Here is a 25,313-nt window from a genome sequence, read left to right as displayed (position 1 = left end):
TCTGTTGGCGGAAAGCCGTTTCAAAACAAAAAGAAAGGGTGCCGAGAACGACACCCCTCCGATTGGAACCTGTTGTGGTTACGCTCAATAATCGCGATAAACTCGGCGGCTGCCTGGTTTGATATAGCCATAACCCCAACTATCATAACACAACAGCGCGACTTCTTCGTAGCGGCGGCCACGACGATAGAAGGTTTGAGAAACTACATCGCAATCGCGCACATAAGCGCTGGAATATAAATTCCATCCAAAGCTGGCATAGGCCCAACCAAACGGGTCATAGCCCTTGTAATAGTGGAAGATTGAGTGGCTTGAACACCAATATCCATGCCCACGGCGCGGTCCGTGCCCGTGGCCATAATACCGTCCGCCATAGCGAACTCTGGGATGTTTATAGTGACCAGAGCGATAGCGCCGACCATCGGCCCGGCGGTACCGGCGGTCATGTGCGTAACGATCATTTCTACGGTCGCGATAGTTCCGTCGTTGGTCTCTGCGGCCATCACGATAGGCCTCGCGTCGTTTACCGCGGTCTATCTGGCGCTGATCCCGACGACCGTCACGATAAGCTTCGCGGCGATCTCGACGATCAGCACGGCGATCTTCGCGTCGCGCTTCACGGCGGGCATCTCTGCGGTCAGCACGGCGTTCGGCCCTACGGGTTTCCCGACGTTGGTCAGCCCCCTGTGCCCGACGTTCCCGTCGATCATTTTGCTGGGCTTTACGACGGTTCTGACCGTCATTTTGTGCGTTGCGACGACGCTCGTTATTGTTTCGCGCATCGCGCCGTTGTTCGCGGTTTTGCGCATTTCGGCGTTCTTGATTGCGTGGACGATCCGCGCGACGTGACTCGCGATTTCGCTGGCGTGCGCCGTCCCGTGCGTTATTACTCCGCCGTGCACCGCGATCATCCCGACGATTATTCGACCGATCCGCCTTGCGATCGCCGCCCCCACGACGCCCAGAGCGATCCTGAGCATCAGCAAGCGTCACAATCATATCTGACGGTGCCGCTAAAACAGCCATAGAACTAACAAAGGTTCCTGCAGCATTGGCAGGAGCAACGAACGAAACAGAACTAAATGCGGCTGTAACGGCTATCGCCGCCAATTTAGAAACTAGCTTAACCCGCCTTCGCGGGAAATCCGCCAGTATTGTTATTGTTTCCATCAAGGGCATTCGCCTCTCCTATAGAATGATGCGAGGCCCCCTTAGCGCCCACCCCAATGTGCGGCAGGTTTAACATTAGGTCAATGTAAACGGGACTACACAAATGCGAGAAATCGCTTGAATTACGGCGGAAACACGGCAATCGTGACGCAAATATGGCGAACCCCATGCGTATGCGGATGATTATGGCTAGATTGCGGCAATATCCTCAACAAGCATTGCCGCTGTTATGAAATCACTATGTGGTTATTGGCTGAAAGCGAACTGAACGGAATCAATTTTGGCCATGAATAGCCAACGAACATTTCTCGAATTTTTTGCCGGCGGCGGCATGGCACGCATCGGCCTTGGCGATCAGTGGCGTTGCCTTTTTGCAAATGATATCGATACGCAAAAATGCGCGGCCTATCGCGAGAATTTTGGAAACAAAGATCTAATTGAAGGCGACATCAACGATCTTTCCACTCGTGATTTACCCGCTGATCCGGTTGATTTGATTTGGGCGTCTTTTCCGTGTCAGGATTTATCATTGGCCGGCGAGCGTGGCGGTATTCATGCGGCACGTAGCGGCATGTTCTTTCCGTTCTGGTCACGTATCGAAGAATTAATTGCCAGTGCCCGCGCCCCAAAAATCATCGCAATCGAAAATGTTACCGGCTTACTGACCTCAAATAATGGCCATGACTTTGCGACAGTCATCGAATGTATGACCCAGAACGGATATCGCACGACGGCCTGTGTGCTCGACGCAAAATCTTTTACCCCACAATCACGCCCACGTTTATTTATTCTTGGCTTTGCCGACGAGGTGACACCACCATTAAGTGACACGCCCCCATCGCAAGCACTCGCGCCTCCCGCAATGATCAGCGCGCTTGAATATCTATCGCCACAGGCACGCATGCAGTGGGTATGGCTCGCGAAAACGCCGACGCCTTTGCGCCAACAGCGTCTTTCCGATCTTGTCGATTGGGACGCCGACAATTGGCACTCACAAGCCCAGACAGAACATCTTCTCAATATGATGAGCGCATCTCAGCGTGAACGCGTCAACGCGCTAATAAGAAATGGTGCACGTCGAGCCGGAACGGCCTTTCGGCGCACCCGCACCGAAAATGGACGATCTGTTCAGCGTGTTGAAGCCCGGTTTGATGGCCTTGCCGGGTGTTTAAGAACACCTGCAGGTGGGTCTTCGCGACAGCTAATATTTGCCGTTGAAAACGGCACTGTCCGCTCACGTCTTATGTCGCCAATAGAATCCGCACGGCTCATGGGTTTGCCAGAGGAATACCGCCTTCCTGCGAACAACACCGCCGCACTTAAACTCATCGGCGACGGTGTTTGTGTTCCTGTGGTGCAATGGCTAGCAGAAGAGATATTTGAGCCATCCCTAGCTAGCAAGCGCGCAAGAAACGCCGCCTGATTAAGTACGATAAGCGGAATGCACCTGATGGCCGCGACGCTCATATCCATAGACGGCCGCCGCATGTGGCGTAGACGTCAGCAGGCCTTGAGTCCGTTCATGAGCGGCAATACCATCACAACGCTGTGAACACCGGCGCAATGTTTTGCCTTTAGTGTCTAATGCTACAAACAGGTAAGTAGACTTACGCATTTTCGTCTCCGTTTTTGCTACATCTAAGAAATCGGAAACAGCGAAGATCATATTGCGTTCCATGAAAAATCTAAATTACCATTTATTTTCATGGCCTTACAGGAAACTCGACAATAGACTTCACCATCCGCGGCAACTATATTGGTGCCGTATTGTTTCCCGCCTGCACGCTAAATTCTGTGCACAAGTTACTAATCAACGGTTAATCGGAGGTCGGATCATGAGTGAACATTTGGACATCAAACACGAGGAACACGACCGGGGCGGACGATATTTTGTAACGGTTAAAGGCGGTACAGCGGAACTGACCTATGACAAAGTCCGGAAGAATATAATCAACGTTCACCACACCTTTGTGCCGCCCGAAGCGCGCGGTGGTACCATTGCTCAGAAATTAGTGGAAAAGACAGTGGAAGATGCGCTGTTGCACGACACAACGATCATTCCACAATGTCCGTATGTAGACAAATTATTTCAGCGCCGCCCGGACCTCGATAAAGCTCGAGCCATTTGACGGCGCTGAATTTAGCTCTTGGTGCTACGACGCTTTTTGGTCTTCGACCCAGCGGTCAACACGGCGCTCAAGAACGGATAGCGGTAACGCACCACCACCCAGCACTGTATCGTGGAAACCCTTGATATCGAAATCATCGCCAAGGGCTTCTTTCGCCTCCGCCCGTAGCTCTAGGATTTTCAACATACCAATTTTATAGGCCGTCGCTTGTCCTGGCATCACAATATAACGCATTACCTCAGAGCGGATTTGCCCCTCAGCCGCAGGCGAATTTTCGATGAAATAATCGACAGCTTGCTCCTGCGTCCAGCCTTTAGCGTGAATACCCGTATCAAGAACCAATCGGATGGCTCGCCAAATTTCAGTAGTCAAGCGGCCAAAGTCTGAATACGGATCATCATAGGCACCCATTTCCTTAGCAAGAAGCTCTGAGTAGAGCCCCCATCCTTCGGAATACGCCGTAAAGCCAGCCTGCGTCCGAAACTCAGGAACACCGGTCAGCTCTTGCGCGATGGAAAGTTGCATGTGGTGACCCGGAAGCCCCTCATGATAAGCAATCACTTCGAGCTGTGGGATCGGCATCGCACCCATATCGGATAAATGCGCATAATAAATACCGGGACGAGAACCATCAGGCGTACCGGGATAATAGTGCTGCGCACCGCCATCACGTTCACGGAATGCCTCAACGCGCTTCACGACCAAATCCGCTTTCGGCAGGATACCGAAATAATCCGGCAGCAAATCCTTGATATAAGCGAGCTTTGCATCGGCCGCATCAATATAGGCCTGACGCCCTTCATCCGTATTTGGATAATAGAACTGTTCGTCTTCACGAACGAAATCAAAGAACTCCTGAAGCGTTCCCTCAAAGCCGACTTTTTCTTTAATCGCTTCCATTTCGGTTCTGATGCGCGCAACCTCATCAAGACCAAGCTGATGTACTTCGTCAGCGGTCATGTCTGTGGTTGTTGAGTGCGCCAAACGCTCTTCGTAGAACGCTTTCCCTTGCGGAAGGCTGCCAACACCTTTTGCATTCTCGTCGCTGTTTTCGATATCACTTTCAAACCACGCAATAACAGCGTCATAGGTCGGTTTATAAACAGAGACCAACGCTTCACGAGCTTCACCGCGCATGGTTTCCGCCTGCTCTTCGTCGATGGCACCCGCAGCGAGCAAGGTATCAATTTTTCTTTTGGCGTCGGCCCATAATGGCGCATCGCCCTCGCCTTCGAATGGCGCACCATCAATCAACGCACGCGATTGTTTGATCACGCCATCATACGCGAAACGTGGCGGACGAACCCCTTCGGATGCCGCAATTTTGGCGCGTTCAAGTGACTGCTCCAGCGCAACCGAAATTCCGCCAATACGCGTGATATAGGCATCCATATCTTCAGCTGTTTCGACACTATGGAAATTGATCAGGAAGTTTGAAAGATCCGCATGCGGTCCATACATCTGATGAAAGACATAATGCCGACGACGGAACTCATGTTCAGCTTCGGCTTCGTCCAGCTGGTAAGCAAAAATGTCATACGATGTCTGCGCTTCCGGTGTCAGCGAATCGTAATCAAAACTCGACTTCATCTTAGCGACAGCATCACGGCGCCACTCTAATTGGCGATCTTCTGCGGCTTCACTTACGTCATCGACCAATTCTTGATCGTCTTTGCGGCCAAGATAGGTTTTAAACATGGGCGAGAAATCAAGTTCCTCTTCCCAACGCTCAGCAAACCACTGATTTAGACGTTCGCTTTCAGCCGCCACCGCATCAGCATTAACCTCAGTCGTTGCTGCCTCTGTGTTTTCTACCGGTGCGGTCTTTGTCGTCGCTTCATCAGCCCCTTGCCCACAAGCGGCAAGAGAAACTGACCCTAAAAGTGCTAGGGTCAAATGGCGCATATCCATAAATAGTCCTTCCTAGTGAATTTCTGCTTCGATCCGCCCCTACGGATCTGTTGCCCAATCATTCTCGTAGTCTGGCGTCTATAACTTGGCGTCTTTAGTCTTGAAAATACAGGGGATCAGGGAATACCCCGCTGTGGTGTAACCTTTTTTTAAGCATGAACCGGTCTCTTGCTCAAACTGATTTCACTGTAGTTTTGCGTTGTTACGACATATTCACCAATAAAAAGCGTATCTTAGTCATGGGCCTACTGTCGAAACACCTGTCAGAAGCAAGACTGTCCCGAATAAAACCGTTCATACGCGGTGAATTATTGGACATAGGGTGCCAGCGCGGCCAGTTGGGCCACCTGGTTGCCGACAAAATCACAAGCTATACCGGTGTTGATATCAGCGCCGATGCAATAGCCGATGCACGTATTCAAAAACCCCATGCACAATTTGTAGCACTCAACATCGACCAAGATCCGCTGCCATTTGAAAATCAATTCGACACGATCGTCATGTCGGCATTGATCGAACATATTTTTAATTTGCGACTTCTCGGTGACGGCCTATCGCGCGCATTGAAGCCCGGTGGCCGGATCGTGCTTACGACCCCAACCCCCTTTGGCAATGACGTCGTTCACCGTATCGGTGCGATGCTTGGGCTTTTTAGCAAAGCCGCCGCAGATGATCACATCGTAATTTTCAATCGCAAACGATGTGAAATTTTTGCGAGCGAATTCGGTCTTAAACTCTCGCATTACCAATCGTTTCAAATGGGCTGCAATCAGCTTGCGGTATTAGAGAAATAAAAAGGCGCGAGAGTTTCCCCTCGCGCCACTTTGTTTGGATAAAACGAAATTTAAAACGCTTCTTCTGGCAATGCCATCATCGCATCTGCGCCTGTCTTTATTTTTTCAAGGTGCATACCGGTTTCAGGCAACACGCGTTCGACAAAATAGCGGCCAGTGATGAGTTTATTCTTATAGAAATCATCGCCAGAATCTTTTTTCTCAATCGCAACTTTGGCCATCATCGCCCATGAGTAAGCAAGACAGGTCAAAGCAAATAGTGACAGATAATCCATGGAACTTGCACCAGCATTATTAAAGTTGGTCATCGCATTCGCGCCAAACCACTGGGTACCTTCCAATGTCTGTGTTTTCGCTTTTTCCAACCCATCAAGGAATGGCTTTAATTCGTCATTACCCTGATTGTCGGAAATGAACTGATCAATTTCCGCAAAATAGGTCTGCCATGCACGCCCACCATCTTTCATGAGTTTCCGGCCAACCAAATCAAGTGCTTGAATGCCGTTCGCACCCTCATAAATCATGGCAATCCGCGCATCGCGCACAAATTGCTCCATGCCCCACTCGGCGATATAGCCATGTCCACCCAATATCTGTTGGGCGTTGGTGGCGTGCCAATACCCTTTTTCCGTCAGATATGACTTAAGGATTGGCGTCATCAGCCCCATATAATCATCGGCTTTTTGGCGGGTGGCTTCATCTTCCGAATGCTTATGAAGGTCACCATAAAGCGCCGACCAATACATCCATGCGCGCGCGCCCTCCGTGAATGCTCGCTGGTCCATCAGCATACGTCGCACATCGGGGTGAACAATAATCGGGTCGGCTGGCTTTTCTGGTTCCGCTGGGCCGGTTAGCGCACGACCTTGAAGCCGGTCTTTGGCGTAGGCAGCGCCGTTTTGATACGCCACCTCAGAAATCGCCATGCCTTGCATACCGACGCCTAGGCGCGCTTCGTTCATCATGGTGAACATGGCGCGCAGGCCTTTGTTTTCCTCACCAAGTAAATAACCGGTCGCATCATCATAATTGAGCACGCAGGTCGCATTGCCGTGGATACCCATTTTTTCTTCGATAGAGCCGCAGGTCACGCCATTGCGGTCGCCATTCGAGCCATCTTCATTGAGAATGAATTTTGGCACGATAAAGAGTGAAATTCCTTTGACGCCATCTGGTGCGCCTTCGATCCGCGCAAGCACGAGGTGAATGATATTGTCGGTCAAATCGTGTTCACCGGCGGAGATGAAAATTTTGGTGCCTGAGATTTTATAGCTGCCATCGCCATTTGGAACGGCTTTCGTCCGCAATAACCCCAAATCGGTGCCGCAATGCGGCTCGGTCAGGTTCATGGTGCCGCCCCACTCACCGGAAATCATGTTCGGCAAATAGGTTTGTTTTTGCTCGTCGGTGCCGTGGGCGTGGATCGCATCAGCCGCGCCGCGCGCCAGACCGCCATACATACCGAACGCCATGTTGGACGCAGATACCATTTCACTGACAGCCACCGCCAATACATAAGGCAACCCTTGCCCGCCATACTCCGGATCAAACGATAGGCCCTGCCATCCGCCTTGTTTATAAATCTCGTAGGCTTCTTTAAAGCCCTTCGGCGTGGTCACTGAACCGTCCTCGTGTCGGGTACACCCCTCCTGATCGCCGCTCAAATTGATCGGATGCAGCACATTCGATGTCATCTTGGCTCCTTCCTCAAGGATCGCCTCGATCACATCCTCAGAGGCCTCGGAGAAACTGGGAAGGTTAGAATATTTAGACAGTTGCAGGACGTCGTTGAGAACAAACTGCATATCTTTCAAGGGGGCATTATAGGTCGTCATAGTCGGATACTCCGTCAGTGGGGTCTTGATTTGATCAGTAATGTAGACATCCCCGCGATCAGGTTAAAGCACAGATGACAGTGGGGATGTTTATGACCTGCAATCGGCTCCGAATCAGCGTTAAGCTTTCATTAATCAATAGGGCTTTTTCCTTGCTCATTAAGGGTTTGCGCCTTTTGCGAAGCAGCTTACCAGTGAAATGTTCGCCTTGGTGCTTTACGCGCCGATTTTGGACGAAATACGGGGAATTCGCCCCAGCGAATTACGGTGATACGACATGAAATCCAACGCGCCCTGGAGCGTCAAAGGCATAGAACGCGATGCGCGGGAGACCGCCAAAGAAGCGGCGCGGCGCGAAGGCATGACCGTTGGCGAATGGCTAAACCGAAGAATCTATAGCCACGGCCAAGATGATAGTGAAATTTCTGACGGTGAAGTCGAGGGGCTGAAACTGCGCGATTTGGTCACCGCGATTGAACATCTGCGCAATCGGGTTGTCGAAGCGGAAAACCGCAACACCAAAATGGTCACCGACCTGTCGCGCAATGTTGGCGGCTTTGTTGACCGCGTCCAACGACTCGAACGCGTAAAACCCGCCGAAGGATCTTACGAAGATGTCCTAACCCGCATTGAACGCGTTGAGCGCGCCACGGGCGACCGCAACCGCATTGATGCCCTGAAAGCGCTTGAAAAAGCCGTCGCTCAGGTTGCCGTCCAGTTCAGCAATGCACACAAGACAACCCTCACCCGTTTGGATTCCGCCGAACAGCAACTACAAGAATTTGCGGCGCGCGTTGATAAAGTCGGCGAGCCAACCGAGCAAAACGATGTCGGTTCACTGAAATCGGCAATCGAAGACCTCGCCGGGCGCGTCGCGAATGCTGAGCGAATTGCCACCGAAGCGACGCAGCTCAAAGATGCAGCTGCCGATTCTACAGATCCGGAATTTGTTGAACGCACTGGCGCGCGCTTGCGGGTTCTGGGTGACGAGATCAAACGCGGCGGCGATCAAATTCGCTCGCTCGAAAACACAATCGTTAAACTATCGAGCCAGATTGAAGCCGCAGAAAAGCGCAGTTCAGACGGCGTACAAAAAGTTGCCGAGACGATTGCCGAAGTTCGTACTCAACTATTGGCCGAAGACGATAACGACGCTGACAACGCCGACGTCGAAGCGTTGTTGGAAAATGCGCGCAAAGAAACTGAAGCCCGCATCGAAGAGTTACAACGCTCTCTCGAAGATATGAATGCGCGATTCGAAGAGATTGATCGCACCGCGGTCGAAACCGACGACGCCACGTCAATCGACGACTTCGAAGAAACAGTCGCATCCTTTGATGACGACTTTGAACTCGAATCCGATGTTTCCGATGATATCGCTTCTGCACTCGCTGAGCCGGAACCCGAAGCCGAAAGCGACGCTGCTGAAAGCGGCGAAGAAACAACATCTGAACTCAGTGACGATGACGTTGATGGGGCGATTGACGACATAGAAGAAGCCGTGGCCGCGCTCGACCTCGATGACGAACCGGAAGATGATCCGTTTGCGTTCTCCGACACACCGGATGTGGAGGCTGAGGCTGGACCGGCGAATGCAGACGAAAACGCACCTGAAGCAGCACATGATTCAATTGATGAAGACGACGAAGCCACTGCAATAGAAGATATCAGCTTCGAACTGGATGATGAAACCGAGGCGGCCGCCGAGACCAACGATGACATCACCATCGAAGATGATGTCGCCGACGCTGATCTTGAAACTGAACCCGAGGAAGCCGGCAGCGCTCGTGCCTTGCTCGCCGAAGTCCGCGACGCCCTCACCGGAGATGGCTTTGGCAACAAAGACACGGACGACGAAATCGAAGACATCGTAGGCGACGACCCCGACGATAGCGACACAACAGAAGCGTCCACGACCGATGATGATGACGATGAGCAAGCGCCCAACACTGCCTCCCTCGATGCTGGAATCGTAGGCAAACCCGCCACGACCGATGAGAGCGCTGGACCACCAAAGAACAAAGACGACTATTTGAAAGCCGCACGACTTCGGGCAAAAGAAGCCAACGCGGCAAGGGCAACCGCCACAGATAAACGTCCGTCCCTAGCCCACCTAACCGCAAAGCAGCGCGCCATTCTCGCGGCGCGCGCACGCCAAAAACGCGCCCAGCAAGAGGGAAAAACCGAGGAACGCGCCGAAGCAGCAGCAGATGTTTTTGAAGGTGCGGCAGCCGTCGAAGCCGCATTTGAAGCGCGCGAGCGAAAAGCACGTGACCGCCGTGCCGCTCAGGAAACTGTAGCTTCAGACGAAACCGAAAATGCATCAGGCGGGCGTTTTTCAAAACTGACAGCCGCGCTCTCTTCTGCCCGCAGCCGCCTTTCGCGCAAAAAAGGTGAGGCTGAAGACAACGCAGTCGAGACAGAACCGCAACCGCTCGCCGCAACCGCTGAAACACCCGACAGCACTGAAGCTGAACAGGAAAGCCGGAATAACGACCGTGCAGCGCTCGAATCTTTGCAAGCCAATGCTTCGTCAAAACCCGTGACCATTGCCCTGGGTGTCGCAATCGTTTTGGCCGTCGCGGCCCTCATCTTTTTGATGAAAGACTTCATCCTTAAACCGAATACTGACCCGCAAACGGCAACCATTTCGACGCCCGCGGCCACACCTTCGACTGCTGGCGAGAACACTGGCACTGACGAGCTTGTTTCCGTGCCTGCCGCACCGGCTATTGATCCGCAGTCTGTTTATCTTGAGGCGATGTCAGCCCTTAGTGCCGCAGAAGACGAAACCAGCGCGGCGACCGCAATTTCGCTTCTTCAAGACGCGGCTGCACTCGGCTTTCCACCTGCGCAACTACAGCTTGGCGAGTTGTTCAAAAGTGGCCAAGGGATCGATCAAGACCTCGGTCAAGCGCGCGTATGGTTCCGCCGCGCTGCCAATGGCGGCAATGTTTTGGCGATGCACCGCATTGGTGTCATGACCGCTCGCGGCGACGGTGGCCCGGCTGACAGCCAAGAAGCTATTGCGTGGTTCGAGCGCGCCGCCAATTACGGTCTGGTCGATTCGCAATACAATCTCGGCGCGATCTACCACCCCACTGGCGACGCGACATCGGCCATTCAGGACGCTAGCAAAGCCTATTACTGGTATGCGCTTGCGGCGCGAAACGGTGATGCCGCTGCCGAACCTCTGGCCGCGGGTGTTGCCGCATCACTTTCTGCGGATGAGAAATCATCGATTGATCAGCGCATTGCTGCTTGGTCAGCTAACGAGACCAATCCAAATGCGAACCTAAACACAACAACGGGCTAAAACCTTTCGCGGATTGCCCCTTGACCTTGCGATAACGACCTTGTCGCAACGTCCATTGCTTGCGCCAGTGCGTCGGGCGAGCCTATAACACCTGTAACTATTTGCGTTCCTAAACCTTCGGCGCTTCACTCATGCAATTTTATCTCCCCATCGCGGAGATGCCCGTCGATCCTTTTGTGATTATGACGATGGGCGCAGCAGTCGGATTTTTGTCCGGCATGTTTGGCGTCGGCGGCGGTTTCTTAATGACTCCGCTTCTCATTTTTTACGGTATTCCACCCGCCATCGCCGTCGGCACTGAAACCACGCAAATCGTTGCGTCATCGGTATCCGGTGTCACCGCTCACTTAAAACGCAAAACCGTCGATTTCCAAATGGGCGGTTTTCTTGTGCTTGGCGGGTCGGTTGGCTCTTTCATTGGGGTGATGATTTTCCGCGCCTTAAGTGCGACGGGCCAGATCGATCTTATGATCTCGCTTTCCTACGTCATATTTCTGGGTGCGATTGGCGGATTGATGCTGCTGGAAAGTACCCGCGCCCTGATCCGGGCTCGTGACACGCGCCCAAGACCGCGAAAAAGACGTAGCCCGACATGGCTGGCTGCAATGCCGTTTGCTATGCGTTTTCGTTCTTCCCAACTTTATATAAGCCCGCTTGCACCAATTATGTTTGGCTTTTTTGGCGGCCTGATGGCGGCAATCATGGGGGTCGGTGGCGGGTTCATCATGGTCCCGGTGATGCTTTATATCCTCAACATGCCAACCAATGTGGTTGTGGGCACATCGCTATTCCAAATCGTTTTTGTCACCGCACTAACGACCATTCTTCATGCAGCCGCAAACCAAACCGTTGATATCGCACTCGGTCTATTGTTGATGGTCGGCGGCGTTATTGGCGCACAACTTGGCGCACGGGCCGGCATCAAACTACGGGCCGAACATCTGCGGGCGCTATTAGCACTCATTGTACTTGCAGTTTGCGCGCGTCTTTTGATCGGATTGGCGCTACCGCCATCGTCCCCATTCACCGTCCACGGTGTATCATGAGGGCGTTGGTCGTAATTCTTGCGGTGATTGCCCTCTCACCCGCAAAAGCCGCGAACATTGAATTGGGCCTCGCGGACGATCGGGTCGAGGTTGATACAGGCTTTGCAGGTGCAAAGCTAACCTTGTTCGGTGCAATCACCGGCATTGATGACCCGGCGGGCAATGTCGATATTGTTTCGGTCATTCGTGGGCCAGATGCGCGTTTTCAAATTCGCGAAATCGAAAAAGCAAATTTGATATGGGTTCCGGGCAAGACCCATCTCGTCGAGGGTGCGCCAGGTCTTTATCTAACTAACTCAACAAAACCCGTAACCGACATCGCCCCGCTCCCTCTCCAAGATCAATATCGTCTTGGTGCAGATTTTCTTGATATCGAAATTCATACCCAGTCAGATCACAAAGATGAAATTGACAAAACCGTACTTTATCGCGAAGCGTTTTTAACCGAAGCCAAAGCCCTTGGCCTCTACGAAGCCCGCATTGACGGCATCGCATTCTCTAAAGGTGCCCTATTCACAATCAATGCACGCCTTCCGGCGAACACGCCCGTGGGTGAATATACGGTTTCGGTTTATCTCTTTCGCAATGGCGAATTGCTTTCGTCCGATCAAGCCGAGCTAGGGGTAAATCGCGTCGGGCTTGAACGCCGGATCTATGATTTCGCGTTTGAGCGCCCGATCTCCTACGGCATTTTTTGCGTCATAATATCTTTGCTGGCGGGTTGGTTGGCTAGCGTCGCATTCCGTAAATGACATTTTTCGGTTAGCATGCCTGAGCGATATGGCGGGGGCATAAATGGCGCGAAATAAACAAGCACACGAACTCAACCGGTTTGGCCTTTTTGGGCTAATCCCATTGGCTGTTGCCGCCGCAGCGCTGTGGCTTAGCCCGGCCCTTTTACCCCAATATATTGCGCTCGATTTCCATCAAATCGCGCTGGCCGCCGGTGCTGTTTTTGTTATCTTTTTTGCTGGTGCCGGAATGGGTATAACTCTGGGGGCAAACAAAAGCGGCTCGATCATTCCAAACTTGTTGATTACGCTCGTCGCATTCTTCGCCATTATTCCCAATGGGGTTTTCTTTCTAACCCTTGGTGCCGCTCAGCGGCATTTCATCATCTTGGTGTTGATGGTCTATTTACTCGTCCGCGATCTAGCGTGGGTATCGAACGGCGGCGCGCCGAAATGGTATGGCACACTGCGCATCAGACTTACCTTCTGGGCAGGAGTTTCTATAATCCTGATTATCAGTCGTCTCTTGCTCTGGGGCTACTACTAAAAACATTGCGCCAATGAATGCGCGGATTGTGGTTTGATTTCCCTAAATGGATGAAAATGCCCTTGATCAGCTGACCATCGCGCTAGACCCCACGGCACAGGCCCTTTTGGCAGCGGCGATTATTCTGATGATTTTTGCAATCGCCCTTGGCCTGAGAACCGAACATTTCTCATTTCTACGCAGCGATCCCAAGCTATTCTGGGGTGGGCTTGCGGCGCAGATTATTGGGCTGCCGCTTTTAACATTGCTATTGGTCACCATCCTTGCGCCACACCCGTCGATTGCGCTCGGGATGATTGTCGTCGCGGCATGTCCGGGGGGAAATGTTTCTAATTTCATGACATGGGGTGCCCGGGGCGATATTGCCTATTCGGTCTCGCTCACCGCCGGGTCTAGTGTCATCGCGACCTTATGGACCCCCGCGGCCATTTTGTTGTGGTCCGGCCTTTACGGCCCGACATCCGTTCTGCTCGACTCTGTTGCCTTTGATCGCACCCAATTTGTCATCCAGACCACATTGATGCTCGCTGTGCCTCTTGGGCTAGGCATGTCTGGCGCAAGATACCTTCCCGCTCTTGCCCAAAAAATTCGCAAGCCACTAGCGATGCTGGGCGGGGCCGTGCTCGGATATGTGATTGTCACCGGCGTCATCAGTTTTTGGCCAATGCTTGTCGCGGGCTGGATGTTGATTTTGCTTCCTGTGGCACTGCACAATGCCGCTGCCTTTGGACTTGGCTGGTCATCAGGCCGACTTTTGGGCGCTACGCCCGCACGACGCAGAACCCTGACCTTTGAGGTCGGCATTCAAAATGCGGGACTCGCAGTTGTTCTGCTGCTGGCACAACTAAAAGGTTTAGGCGGTGCGGCCGCTATCGCAGCTGCATGGGGCGTTTGGCACTTCATCTCTGGCGGCGTTATGATCTCTTTGTTCCGTTATCTTGATTGGCGAAAGGCAAAAGCGACATGAGCTTCGATCTGAAAATCATTGATGGTTTGATTTACGATGGCAACGGCGGCGAAGCCATACGTACAAATATTGGGATTAAAGACGGCGTAATCACCGAGATTGGCGAATGTGCTGACACCGCCAAAGAAACCGTGGATGCCGCTGGCGCTATCGTCACCCCTGGATTTGTCGATGTTCACACCCACTATGACGGGCAGGTTTCTTGGGACGAAGAGTTACGCCCGTCGGTCAACCACGGCGTCACGACCGTTATCATGGGTAATTGTGGTGTCGGTTTTGCGCCCGTGAAGCCACAGGATCAAGACCGTTTGATCCGCCTGATGGAAGGCGTCGAAGATATTCCGGGTACGGCACTTCACGAAGGCTTGTCGTGGAATTGGGAAACCTTCCCCGAATATATGGACGCTATCGATGCAATGCCGCACACAATCGATTTTGGGGTGATGATTGGTCATGATCCTGTTCGGGTTTACGCCATGGGCGAACGTGCGAGTACCTTTGAAAAAGCCACCGACGACGATCTAAAACAAATGCAGAGCATCGTATCGGACGCCATGAAGGCCGGTGCCGCAGGGTTTTCTATTGGTCGCACCGATGTGCACCGCACCGCCGATGGTGATTGGACCCCCAGCGCCGAAGCGGGCTTGCGTGAATTAACGGCCCTATCAAGCACGTTGGCAGATCTCGATCATGGCGTTCTTCAGATTGTCAATGATTTCAATCTCGAACGCGAGGGCGACCAATTTGACGAAGAATTCGAGATCGTGGAAAAATTCGTCCGTGCCGGCGGCGGCAAACCCGCATCAATTTCCCTAATGCAACGCGATATGGCCCCCAATGACTGGCGGCGTATTCTTGATGAAACAGAGCGCCTCAATAAAGACGGCATCGATTTTCATGTTCAGGTCGCACCGCGTGCGATTGGCGTTTTCCAAGGGCTTCAGTGCACCTTCCACCCGATGATGGCGCAGCCGAGTTATATCGAAATTAAAGACAAGCCACTGGCTGAGCGTGTAGCTATCATGCGCGACCCGGCGTTCAAGAAAAAATGCCTTGCTGAAGAACCAGTCAAGCTTGCGGGCGAAGGATCATCCGTTCCGCCGATTGCAGACACGATGATTGCGGCACTCGAACTCGTAGCCAATAAGTTTTTCCGACTTGGTGAAAACCCCGATTACGAGCAATCTGCCGAACAGTCATTAGGGGCCGAAGCCCGGCGCGACAGCGTCACCGCCAAAGAAAAACTCTACGACACGTTGTTAGAACTAGATGGAAAACAGCTCATCTATTTCCCGATCTATAATTACACCGAATTTAACTATGATAATGTCCATAAGATGCTCACCCATCCGGCGGCCCTGCCCGGCTTGTCTGATGGCGGTGCCCACGTGGGCACGATCTGTGACGCCAGCTTCCCCACATATTTATTGACCCATTGGTGCCGTGATCGCGACCATGACCGGCTTGACCTTTCCCGCGCCATCAAATTTCTGACAGCAGATGGGGCCGATTACCTCAGGCTAAAAGACCGTGGACGGATCAAAGTTGGTTTGCGTGCAGACATAAACATCATTGAACATGACAAGTTACGGCTTGGCCCGCCCAAAATGGTTCAGGACCTGCCCGCTGGCGGTCAACGCCTCTTGCAACCTGTCTCCGGTTATCGCGCGACATTTGTTGCGGGCCAACGGGTTATCGCCAATGACGAAGTAACCAATGCTCGCCCTGGCCGATTGGTTCGGTTTGGATAAATCAGGAAAAACCGATGAATTTCACCTTTGATACGGTCGCAAATTTAATTTTCGAAACCGGCGCGGCCAATCGCCTTGGTGATATCATCAAAAACCGGATGCAGCGGCCATGCATCGTCACTGACAAGGGGGTTATCGGCGCAGGGTTGATTGGCGATGCACTCGCGAGTTTGAAAAAAGCCGGTTTGGACTATTTCCTTTTTGATGGTGTCGAAGCCGACCCCCCCGCGAAAGTCGTGCGCAACGCGGTCACCGCGGCAAAAGACCATGGCAGCGATGGCGTCATCGGTTTTGGTGGCGGTTCATCCATGGACACCGCAAAAGTCATTGCGGTTCTTTTGAACTCTGCTCAATCGCTCGACGAAATATATGGCACGAACATGGTGCGCGGTGATCGTGCGCCTTTGGTGTTGCTGCCGACAACCGCAGGCACCGGTTCGGAAGTCACGAACATCTCTATTATTACAAGCGATGATGATCTGAAAATGGGTATTGTCGCGCCACAGCTCTATGCTGATGTCGCAATCCTTGATGCCGCGCTAACGCTTTCTATGCCGCGCCATGTGACCTCTGCCACCGGCATTGACGCGATGGTCCATGCAATCGAAGCATTCACCAATAAGCTTTATAAAAACCCGATCTCGGATGCGCTTGCCACTAAGGCTCTGGCCTTATTGTCTCGCAATATACAACATGCATGTGACGAACCGGGCGACACCAAGGCGCGCGAAGCAATGTTGCTTGGTGCGCTTTTGGCCGGACAAGCATTTTCGAATTCGCCCTGTGCCGCAGTACATGCCATGGCCTATCCGCTCGGTGTGCATTTCCATGTGCCACATGGGCTTGCTAACTCGCTGATGCTCGCGCCCGTATTGCGTCATAATATGCCCGTGGCAGAAAGGCTTTACGCCGAACTCGGACCAGTAATTGGTACGGCCCAAAACGCCAATGCATTTCTTGAAAAAATGCTCTCTATCTGTGCTGCAACTGGTGTGACGAACCGTCTGTCAGATGTCGGCGTATCTCATAATGTCCTGCCGAAACTCGCCGAAGATGCCATAAAGGTTGAGCGCTTGATGAAGTGTAATCCGCGCGAGGTCACTTATGATGACGCACTTCGACTGTACACTGAGGTTCTTTGATGTCCGGTCGAGGGGATTACAAACATTTCCTACCGCTACAAACGCGCTGGGCCGATAATGACATATACGGCCATGTGAACAATGTCGCCTATTACGGTTATTTCGACACCATTGTGAACGAGTATTTGATTAGCGCTAATGCCCTCGACATCCATAATGGTGATGTTATCGGACTTGTTATAGAAACGGGATGCAAATATTTCGCACCGCTTGAGTTTCCACAAAAGCTCGAAGGTGCACTACGTGTCGCCCATATCGGCAATTCATCGGTTCGTTATGAATTGGCGATCTTCAAACTCGGGGACACAGCACCCGCTGCCGAAGGGCATTTCGTCCACGTTTATGTAGACCGGACTAGCCGCCGCCCTGTGCCCCTTCCCGACGAATTCCGCATTGCGCTAAACGCAATTCGCGCCTAGTGGCCGTCCCATGCCGCGATGGTTGTTCGATGTAGCTTTCGGGCAAAACCGTCATAACCGCCTGTCGCCATATGCAATACCGAACGATTATCCCACATCACCAACATGTTTTCCTGCCATTTGTGCCTATACTGAAATTCTTCGCGGGTTTGCCAGGCATATAACTCAGCAAGTAGTGCCATGCCCGTAGCCTGGTCCATATCTGCGATACCGGTAACATATCCAATACAGCCATAAATGGCATCACGTCCGGTTTCGGGGTGTGCCCGAATAATCGGATGGCGTTGTTCAACCATTGCGTCATTGGATGCACGAATATCCATCGAACGGTGCTTAGCATCTTGTTCACCATAAACACCGCCGGGCGCATATGGCACACGCGCTGAATGAATCGCATCAACGCCTTCAAGTTTTTGGCGCAATTCATCCGGCATTCTTTCCAATGCCCAATGTTGATTCGCAAAAAGTGTGTCACCGCCATGAGGCGGAATTGTAACGCCAAACAAACAGGTCCCGGCTGGCGGTTTTTCTTGAAAACTCCAATCAGTGTGCCAGTTTTCGGCAAAAATCGGGGCAGTTTCATCGGCAGCCCGTTGAACAGCGATAATATGGTCACGCCCTTTTATCGGTGCGATGAAAGGATCGTCTCCAAACCCTGCGAAATAAAGCGTAAACCGCTCAAGATCATCGTCGCTCATAGCATGATCAGGAAATATCAAGACTTGATGTTCCAGCCATACAGCCCGCAAATCGGAAACCTGTTGATTGGTTAAAGGACGTGTAAGGTCAATACCGGTAACAACCGCGCCGAATCCACCAGATTTTGGGATCACTTTCATCGGTTATGCTCCTATTCCCTTCATTGCATAGCTTTGATAGACCGTTCAAAACAAAAGGGAAACGCCACAGATCATGTCCGTCATCCAATCCAAGATTGACCCGCGTTCAGAAAGCTTCATCGCCAACACACATGCGATGCGTAAGGCCGTTGATGCCCTACGCACGAATATGGACCAAGTGGCAGAAGGTGGCGGCGCAGAACGCAACGAGCGACACAAAAAGCGTGGCAAACTATTGGCGCGAGAGCGTATTACCCGGCTTCTTGATCAGGGTGCACCATTTTTAGAAATTGGTCAGTTTGCGGCATGGGAAATGTATAGCGGCGATGTGATGTCCGCAGGGGTCGTCGCCGGTATTGGCCGTATCAATGGCACAGAATGCATGATCGTCGCCAATGACCCTACGGTCAAAGGTGGTACCTATCATCCCTTGACCGTAAAAAAACACCTTCGCGCCCAAGAAATTGCACAAGAAAACCGCTTGCCATGTATTTACCTCGTTGAAAGTGGTGGCGCGTTCTTGCCGATGCAAGATGAAGTTTTTCCGGACAAGGATGATTTTGGCAGAATTTTTTATAATCAGGCGCAAATGTCATCAAAGGGAATTCCGCAAATTGCGGTCGTACATGGCTCTTGTACGGCGGGCGGAGCCTATGTGCCGGCCATGTCTGACGAAGCAATCATCGTCAAAAAACAAGGCACAATTTTTCTCGGAGGGCCGCCTCTCGTGAAAGCCGCCACTGGCGAGGTAGTTTCAGCAGAAGACCTAGGCGGAGGCGATACGCATACGCGCATCTCTGGCGTTGCGGACCATCTCGCCGAAGATGATGACCACGCTCTCGGCCTTGCCCGCCAAATTGTCTCACGCCTCAACTGGGTAAAGCTCGGCAAGGTAACCATGGCCGAACCCGCTCGGCCTATCTATGATGCCGAAGAACTTTATGGTGTTGTCGAAGCTGATGCTCGGAAACCTTATGATGCACGCGAGATCATCGCACGAATTGTTGACGGGTCCGACTTTGATGAATTTAAGCCACTATACGGCTCGACACTGGTAACCGGATTTGCGCGCCTTCATGGCGTCCCCGTCGGGATCATCGCCAATAACGGTATCTTGTTTTCAGAAAGCGCAAAAAAGGGTGCACATTTCATTGAGCTGTGCTGCCAACGCAAAATCCCATTGATCTTTTTACAGAATATTACCGGCTTTATGGTCGGTCGCGCGGCCGAAGAAGGTGGTATCGCAAAAGATGGCGCAAAACTCGTCACCGCTGTCGCGACTGCGAACGTCCCCAAATTCACCGTAGTGGTTGGCGGTTCTTACGGGGCGGGTAATTACGGCATGTGTGGCCGCGCGTATGGTCCGCGCTTTATGTTCATGTGGCCAAACGCCCGTATTTCGGTCATGGGCGGCGAACAAGCCGCAAGTGTTCTCGCGACCGTTAAACGCGACGGTTTACGCGACGGCGAAACGTGGTCAGAAGAAGACGAAGAAAGCTTTAAAGCGAAGATCCGTTCTGGTTACGATACCCAAGGTTCACCATATTATTCTTCAGCGAGGTTGTGGGATGACGGCATAATCGACCCGGCCCAAACACGCGATGTTCTGGGCTTGTGTCTTTCCGCTTCGCTCAATGCCCCTATCGAAGAAACTAAGTTCGGTGTTTTCCGGATGTGATGCTTAAACAGCCCCGGTACGGGCATCACAATGAATATTGTTCTGTTCAAGCCCGCTTACCAGATATTCCGCAGACGCAGGGTCGTCCTGGATTAAATCAATGATTGGTTTTGTTATTTGCATTGACGCAGCTTTCGCCGCTTCGAGATTTTCATAGGTCTCGCTGTCTCGACCTAGGAGAAACACCCCTGTTAATTCTTGCAACTGCTCTGACTCTAACCCCTCTAATAGACCCACAATCTCTGCGATGTTACCCGTATCCTGACCTTCAACGAGAGCATCATCCATTCTATTGTGACCAGGCTCTTCTTCGTCAATGCTGTTCGACACAAGGACATCCTGCCCGGCCACTTCTTTCCCGTGTAAACGCCTAATCTTATATATGAGGGAACATACTGTATCTGGATCGAGGATCATGGGACCTCCTTTATGAGTGGTATATTTAGCGGGCTAACAACGAGGCTGGCAAAATAGTTCGCATGGTGGCGGAGCGTCTTGTTTTGCCTTATGAAATAAAAAAGACTGGGAGGCATACTGAAATGAACGACAAGGTATTAATTACCACGATAGATAGCCGTGGCGTCGCGCGATTAACGCTAAATCGTCCTGAAATTCGCAATGCCTTTAACGAAGAATTGATTAGCGAAATTTGCGATTCGATTGGTCGGCTCAACACCGATCCAAATGTTCGCGTTATCGTGTTGACGGGTAATGGTAAAGCATTTTCTGCCGGTGCCGACCTTAATATGATGAAACGCGCCGCAGGATATTCAGCAGCCGAGAACAAAGACGACGCGCGCCGCCTCGCTCATATGTTGACGTCGATTTATCACTCCCCAAAGCCAACGATCGCACTGGTCAACGGTCCCGCCATGGGTGGCGGCCTTGGCTTGATTGCCGCTTGTGATATTGCCATTGGTGCGGATACGTCGTTTTTTGCGCTAACCGAGGTTCGAGTAGGATTGGTGCCCGCGGTTATTTCACCATTCGTCATTCAGGCCATTACGGTGCGGCAAGCACGGCGATTGTTTGTAACGGGCGAGCGGTTTGATGCGGCGCACGCAGAACGTATCGGGCTGCTCCACAAATGCGTCCCTGCGGACCAGCTCAATGACGAACTCGAAGAGACGCTCAAAAACCTATTACTATGCAGCCCCAACGCACAAGAAACCGCAAAAGAGCTGATCCGTCGCGTTTCCTATCGCACACCGCAAGACAACGTGATGGAAGAAACTGCCGGGATCATCGCCAAAGCCCGCACCAGTCCCGACGGCAAAGAAGGCATCACCGCATTTCTCGAAAAACGCAAACCGAATTGGCAGGTTGAGTAATGTCCGGTCTAGGTCATCTCATTCGCAAGATCACCACCGACGACTATGAAGCCGTGGCTGCTTTGGTTGCGAGTGCGTTTGAACGCCAGGATGAGGCCAATCTCGTTCGAAAATTGTGGGCACAACACGCAACCAAGTTTGAGCGCGTAACCGAGATTAGCGGTGTTATTGTGGGTTATTGTGCATTTAGTCCGGTAACATCGAAACCTGACCTCGACGGATTGTTATTGGGGCTTGGTCCGCTTGCTGTTGCCCCCGAACATCAAAATCAGGGCATCGGCACTAAATTAGTCCGTACCGGCCTTAAAACATGCGAGGATAACAATGCACGCCTGATCGCTGTGCTTGGGGATCCCAACTATTACGCCCGCTTTGGTTTCGAACCCGCGTCCAAACGCAAAATGAGTTGGGCCGGGTTTGATGCTGGTGATGCTTTTCGCGTAATTTCACATGATGATGTAGGTGTCGAAGCCGACGACATCAGAACCATTCACTATCACCCCGCTTTTGATATCGTTTCATAAGGTCAAATATGTTCAAGAAAATTTTGATTGCTAATCGCGGTGAAATCGCTGTGCGTGTTGCCAAAACGGCTAAGGCCATGGGAGTATCAACAGTCGCGGTTTATTCGGACGCAGATCGCGGTGCCCCCCATATGCGCATATGCGACGAAGCCGTCTATATTGGGCCGTCACCCGCCGCAGAAAGCTATCTGCGTAGCGATACAATTCTTGAAGCAATTAAAAAAACCGGTGCTGAAGCTGTTCATCCTGGATATGGATTTTTGTCTGAGAATGCAGAGTTTGCCGATGCGCTAGAAAAGGCCGGTATTGTTTTTATCGGTCCGACTGCGGAGACGATCCGCGCTATGGGGTCAAAATCGGCAGCAAAAGATTTGATGGAAGCCGCAAATGTTCCCATCACACCCGGCTATCAGGGAACGGATCAGTCCGTTTCTGTATTCAAGCGTGAAGCATCAAAAATCGGCTATCCGGTACTGCTAAAAGCGACAGCTGGCGGCGGCGGCAAAGGCATGCGCATGGTCGAACGTGAATCCGACCTAGAAGAAGCGCTTAAATCAGCACAACGTGAAGCAAAATCAGCGTTTGGTGATGATCGCTTTTTGATCGAGAAATATATTGCACGTGCGCGCCATGTAGAAGTTCAGATTTTCGGCGACGGCACGGGTAATGTTGTTCATATGTTTGAACGTGATTGTTCAGTCCAACGCCGCCACCAAAAAGTTATCGAAGAAGCCCCCGCCCCCGGCCTATCGGCATCATTGCGTGCCGCGCTATTAAAAGCAGGTGTGGATGCCGGCAAAGCCGTCAATTACCGCGGCGCGGGCACTGTTGAATTTCTATATGATCCGCAAAGCGAAAATGTCTATTTCATGGAAATGAATACTCGACTTCAAGTCGAGCACCCCGTTTCTGAAGCGATCACAGGATTGGATTTCGTCGAATGGCAATTACGGATCGCGGCTGGCGAAGGTCTGCCGCTTTCGCAAGGCGAGATAAAGGAAAACGGGCACGCATTCGAAGCCCGCCTTTACGCGGAAAACCCAGTCAGCAATTTTGCACCGTCCATCGGTACACTAACAACCCTGCGCCTTCCAAATGATATAGCGCGGATCGATTCCGGTGTTGAACAAGGTCAAGCGATCACGCCCTATTACGACCCGATGATCGCAAAAATTATCACTTACGGCAAAACCAGAGACGAAGCGTTAGGGTGCCTTCGATCGGCGCTATGCGAAACACGCGTCGCGGGCCTTGAAACAAATGCGCAGTTCCTGCATGAACTTGCCGCCGCGCCTGACTTTATTGCTGGCGATGTTTCAACTCGGTTTATCGAAGAGCACGAAGACGCATTGTTTCATCGCGCTGATGCGGACGCCCGCATTTGGGCAACAGCGGCGATTTGGAAGCATGCCCAATCGAAGCCCGCAAATGATGACCCATGGGCAATATTAAACGGGTTCCGACTCAACCGCCCCACCCACGAAGTCATGTGGATTGATTACGAAAACACACCGTCAATTCTACGGCTTTCACAATCGGGCAAACATTTTTCTGCAACCCTTGAACCCGACGCCTCGGCCGCGACACGACGCGAGGGCGACGGTGGAGCAAAACCGATAGGCTTTTCTTTTTCCGGCTCAAAAAGTGACGACGGTAACGTTAGGTTAGAAGTGGATGGAAAAAATGTCGTTGCTTTTGCAGTCCCTCATCTGGACACGTTGAGAGTGTGGATCGGCGCAAACTATTGGGACGTTTCAATGCCCAATCCGATTGCGGGTATTTCTGCGCACCAATCTAGCGAAGGTTCATTGATTGCCCCGATGCCCGGCGTCATTACATTGTTATCTGCGAAGGTTGGCGACAAAATCGCAGCTGGCGCACCGTTATTAATGATGGAAGCCATGAAAATGGAACATGCCATTAAGGCCCCCTTTGACGGCACGATTAAGGCCTATCGTTTTTCTGCTGGTGATCAGGTTAAAGACGGCGACCTTTTGGTCGAGTTTGAAGAGAGTGATTAAATGACCCAACATGTCACTATCGTTGAAGTCGGCCCGCGTGACGGATTACAGAACGAAAAACAATCTGTAGACGTATCAACCAAAGTCGAATTGATCGAGCGCCTCGCACATGCGGGCATGAAATCAGTTGAAGGCGGTGCATTTGTGTCTCCCAAATGGGTGCCTCAAATGGCGGCGAGCGACGAGGTCATGTCCAAAGTAAAACGAGAAAAAGGAGTGTCCTACCCGGTTCTTACACCGAATATGAAGGGCTTTGAGGGCGCACGTGCCGTTAATGCTGATACTGTTGCGGTTTTTGGCGCAGCATCAGAAAGCTTTAGCCAGAAGAACATCAACTGCTCCATAGAAGAGAGTATTGAGCGATTCAAACCTGTTATAGAAGCGGCGAAATCTGACGGCATTCGCGTTCGCGGATATGTATCATGTGTTCTGGGCTGCCCCTATGAGGGGAATGTTTCACCCGCTGCCGTTGTTCCTGTCGCCAAAGCATTATTCGACATGGGCTGCTATGAAATATCATTGGGTGACACTATTGGCGTTGGCACCCCGGAAGAAACGCGCGCGCTGATCCGCGCCGTCGCTGGCGCTGTGCCAGTACGCGCATTGGCTGGTCATTTTCACGACACCTATGGACAGGCCCTCGCGAATATTTGGGCCGCTGTTGACGAAGGTGTTCGTGTATTCGACTCATCCGTATCCGGATTAGGTGGATGCCCTTACGCCAAAGGCGCGTCTGGCAATGTCGCCAGCGAAGATGTGGCCTATTCACTTGAACGTTCTGGGTTTGCCACAGGTGTTGATCTTGATGCACTCATCAAAACCAGTATTTGGATTTCAGAAATTCTCGGCCGCAAGCCCGGATCTAAAGTTACCCTTGCCCGTCAAAGCGCGGGGTGAAGCCCGGTATTTTTCCGGGCCCACGCTTTTTCGTGAAATGTATAGGCGATGGTTTGGATCGCAGGTTCGATCATCCCGACACCCAATGCCGCTACCCAGCTTCTGGTCACAGCGAAAGCAACGATAATCGCCACGCAAAAATGCATGACGGCATAGGTCATTGTTTTCAAAGCGCTTTGTTCCATTTTCCAATCCACTTTATTGAGTGGATTAGATTTAGTATTTTTGCGAATCATTCGCAACTAGTAAAGCATCTCATAGAGCT

The 25,313-nt window shown here is 51.9% G+C and carries 23 protein-coding genes; 16 read left to right on the top strand and 7 right to left on the bottom strand.

Features of this window, described 5'->3' with window-relative positions; all coding sequences use genetic code 11:
• Nucleotides 1-84: 84 nt before the first annotated feature.
• Complete coding sequence (locus tag ABFZ84_RS07900; protein ID WP_369313433.1) at nucleotides 85-1,179, bottom strand: hypothetical protein; 1,095 nt, start codon at nucleotides 1,177-1,179, stop codon at nucleotides 85-87.
• 277 nt (nucleotides 1,180-1,456) lie between these two features.
• Between ABFZ84_RS07900 and ABFZ84_RS07895 the strand changes: the two genes are divergently transcribed.
• A complete protein-coding gene (locus ABFZ84_RS07895; RefSeq protein WP_369313432.1) occupies nucleotides 1,457-2,593 on the top strand; it encodes a DNA cytosine methyltransferase in 1,137 nt (378 codons plus the stop codon).
• On the opposite strand, the gene ABFZ84_RS07890 is transcribed toward ABFZ84_RS07895, so the two are convergent.
• Entirely contained in the window at nucleotides 2,594-2,785 is a 192-nt protein-coding gene (locus ABFZ84_RS07890) for a hypothetical protein (protein WP_369313431.1), read from the bottom strand.
• 220 nt (nucleotides 2,786-3,005) lie between these two features.
• Between ABFZ84_RS07890 and ABFZ84_RS07885 the strand changes: the two genes are divergently transcribed.
• The gene (locus tag ABFZ84_RS07885) at nucleotides 3,006-3,299 is read left to right on the top strand and encodes a GNAT family N-acetyltransferase (RefSeq protein WP_369313430.1); all 294 of its coding nucleotides are present in this window, start codon (nucleotides 3,006-3,008) and stop codon (nucleotides 3,297-3,299) included.
• A gap of 24 nt (nucleotides 3,300-3,323) precedes the next feature.
• On the opposite strand, the gene ABFZ84_RS07880 is transcribed toward ABFZ84_RS07885, so the two are convergent.
• On the bottom strand, nucleotides 3,324-5,204 hold the full coding sequence (locus tag ABFZ84_RS07880) for a DUF885 domain-containing protein (protein WP_407067106.1): 1,881 nt from the start codon (nucleotides 5,202-5,204) through the stop codon (nucleotides 3,324-3,326).
• A gap of 245 nt (nucleotides 5,205-5,449) precedes the next feature.
• Between ABFZ84_RS07880 and ABFZ84_RS07875 the strand changes: the two genes are divergently transcribed.
• Nucleotides 5,450-6,004, top strand: a complete 555-nt coding sequence (locus ABFZ84_RS07875) for a class I SAM-dependent methyltransferase (RefSeq protein WP_369313428.1) — start codon at nucleotides 5,450-5,452, stop codon at nucleotides 6,002-6,004.
• Nucleotides 6,005-6,054: 50 nt separating this feature from the next.
• On the opposite strand, the gene ABFZ84_RS07870 is transcribed toward ABFZ84_RS07875, so the two are convergent.
• Complete coding sequence (locus tag ABFZ84_RS07870; protein WP_369313427.1) at nucleotides 6,055-7,839, bottom strand: acyl-CoA dehydrogenase C-terminal domain-containing protein; 1,785 nt, start codon at nucleotides 7,837-7,839, stop codon at nucleotides 6,055-6,057.
• Between the two features lie 277 nt (nucleotides 7,840-8,116).
• On the opposite strand from ABFZ84_RS07870, the gene ABFZ84_RS07865 reads away from it, so the two are divergent.
• From ABFZ84_RS07865 to ABFZ84_RS07830, 8 genes are all read left to right on the top strand, one after another.
• Complete coding sequence (locus ABFZ84_RS07865) at nucleotides 8,117-11,155, top strand: hypothetical protein (protein WP_369313426.1); 3,039 nt, start codon at nucleotides 8,117-8,119, stop codon at nucleotides 11,153-11,155.
• A gap of 131 nt (nucleotides 11,156-11,286) precedes the next feature.
• Nucleotides 11,287-12,201: a sulfite exporter TauE/SafE family protein gene (locus tag ABFZ84_RS07860; RefSeq protein WP_369313425.1), complete on the top strand. Its 915-nt coding sequence runs from the start codon at nucleotides 11,287-11,289 to the stop codon at nucleotides 12,199-12,201.
• Complete coding sequence (locus tag ABFZ84_RS07855) at nucleotides 12,198-12,953, top strand: TIGR02186 family protein (protein ID WP_369313424.1); 756 nt, start codon at nucleotides 12,198-12,200, stop codon at nucleotides 12,951-12,953. The genes ABFZ84_RS07860 and ABFZ84_RS07855 overlap by 4 nt, the downstream gene beginning before the upstream one ends.
• A 43-nt stretch (nucleotides 12,954-12,996) precedes the next feature.
• Nucleotides 12,997-13,479 carry a DUF3429 family protein gene (locus ABFZ84_RS07850; protein ID WP_369313423.1) on the top strand — a complete coding sequence of 161 codons (483 nt, stop codon included), beginning with the start codon at nucleotides 12,997-12,999 and terminating at the stop codon, nucleotides 13,477-13,479.
• 46 nt (nucleotides 13,480-13,525) lie between these two features.
• Nucleotides 13,526-14,446 (top strand): bile acid:sodium symporter family protein, encoded by a 921-nt coding sequence (locus ABFZ84_RS07845; protein WP_369313421.1) that lies wholly within the window; start codon nucleotides 13,526-13,528, stop codon nucleotides 14,444-14,446.
• Nucleotides 14,443-16,197 carry an N-acyl-D-amino-acid deacylase family protein gene (locus ABFZ84_RS07840; RefSeq protein ID WP_369313420.1) on the top strand — a complete coding sequence of 585 codons (1,755 nt, stop codon included), beginning with the start codon at nucleotides 14,443-14,445 and terminating at the stop codon, nucleotides 16,195-16,197. Before ABFZ84_RS07845 ends, ABFZ84_RS07840 begins: the two co-directional genes overlap by 4 nt.
• Nucleotides 16,198-16,211: 14 nt before the next feature.
• The gene (locus ABFZ84_RS07835) at nucleotides 16,212-17,339 is read left to right on the top strand and encodes an iron-containing alcohol dehydrogenase (RefSeq protein WP_369313419.1); all 1,128 of its coding nucleotides are present in this window, start codon (nucleotides 16,212-16,214) and stop codon (nucleotides 17,337-17,339) included.
• Complete coding sequence (locus ABFZ84_RS07830) at nucleotides 17,339-17,758, top strand: acyl-CoA thioesterase (protein ID WP_369313418.1); 420 nt, start codon at nucleotides 17,339-17,341, stop codon at nucleotides 17,756-17,758. The genes ABFZ84_RS07835 and ABFZ84_RS07830 overlap by 1 nt, the downstream gene beginning before the upstream one ends.
• Here the strand turns inward: ABFZ84_RS07830 and ABFZ84_RS07825 are convergent.
• Nucleotides 17,755-18,597, bottom strand: a complete 843-nt coding sequence (locus tag ABFZ84_RS07825) for a TauD/TfdA dioxygenase family protein (protein WP_369313417.1) — start codon at nucleotides 18,595-18,597, stop codon at nucleotides 17,755-17,757. The genes ABFZ84_RS07830 and ABFZ84_RS07825 overlap by 4 nt on opposite strands.
• Before the next feature lie 73 nt (nucleotides 18,598-18,670).
• Between ABFZ84_RS07825 and ABFZ84_RS07820 the strand changes: the two genes are divergently transcribed.
• Nucleotides 18,671-20,275, top strand: coding sequence for a carboxyl transferase domain-containing protein (locus ABFZ84_RS07820; protein WP_369313416.1), 1,605 nt, complete (start codon nucleotides 18,671-18,673; stop codon nucleotides 20,273-20,275).
• 3 nt (nucleotides 20,276-20,278) lie between these two features.
• Here the strand turns inward: ABFZ84_RS07820 and ABFZ84_RS07815 are convergent, their stop codons facing one another.
• Nucleotides 20,279-20,692, bottom strand: a complete 414-nt coding sequence (locus ABFZ84_RS07815; protein ID WP_369313415.1) for a DUF3775 domain-containing protein — start codon at nucleotides 20,690-20,692, stop codon at nucleotides 20,279-20,281.
• A 122-nt stretch (nucleotides 20,693-20,814) separates the two neighbouring features.
• Between ABFZ84_RS07815 and ABFZ84_RS07810 the strand changes: the two genes are divergently transcribed.
• From ABFZ84_RS07810 to ABFZ84_RS07795, 4 genes are read left to right on the top strand one after another with little or no spacing between them, the layout of a single operon-like run.
• Nucleotides 20,815-21,606, top strand: coding sequence for an enoyl-CoA hydratase/isomerase family protein (locus ABFZ84_RS07810; protein ID WP_369313414.1), 792 nt, complete (start codon nucleotides 20,815-20,817; stop codon nucleotides 21,604-21,606).
• Nucleotides 21,606-22,130, top strand: a complete 525-nt coding sequence (locus tag ABFZ84_RS07805; protein WP_369313413.1) for a GNAT family N-acetyltransferase — start codon at nucleotides 21,606-21,608, stop codon at nucleotides 22,128-22,130. The genes ABFZ84_RS07810 and ABFZ84_RS07805 overlap by 1 nt, the downstream gene beginning before the upstream one ends.
• Nucleotides 22,131-22,138: 8 nt before the next feature.
• A complete protein-coding gene (locus ABFZ84_RS07800) occupies nucleotides 22,139-24,151 on the top strand; it encodes an acetyl/propionyl/methylcrotonyl-CoA carboxylase subunit alpha (protein ID WP_369313412.1) in 2,013 nt (670 codons plus the stop codon).
• Nucleotides 24,152-25,048, top strand: a complete 897-nt coding sequence (locus tag ABFZ84_RS07795; protein WP_369313411.1) for a hydroxymethylglutaryl-CoA lyase — start codon at nucleotides 24,152-24,154, stop codon at nucleotides 25,046-25,048. It begins immediately after the preceding gene.
• Here ABFZ84_RS07795 and ABFZ84_RS07790 read toward each other — a convergent pair.
• Complete coding sequence (locus ABFZ84_RS07790) at nucleotides 25,033-25,233, bottom strand: DUF2061 domain-containing protein (protein WP_369313410.1); 201 nt, start codon at nucleotides 25,231-25,233, stop codon at nucleotides 25,033-25,035. The two genes, ABFZ84_RS07795 and ABFZ84_RS07790, sit on opposite strands and share 16 nt — an antisense overlap.
• Nucleotides 25,234-25,313 lie beyond the last annotated feature (80 nt).

Origin of the sequence: Hyphococcus lacteus, assembly GCF_041058985.1 — a bacterium.
Classification (GTDB): domain Bacteria; phylum Pseudomonadota; class Alphaproteobacteria; order Caulobacterales; family Parvularculaceae; genus Hyphococcus; species Hyphococcus lacteus.
This window is presented reverse-complemented; position numbering and strand designations above follow the sequence as displayed.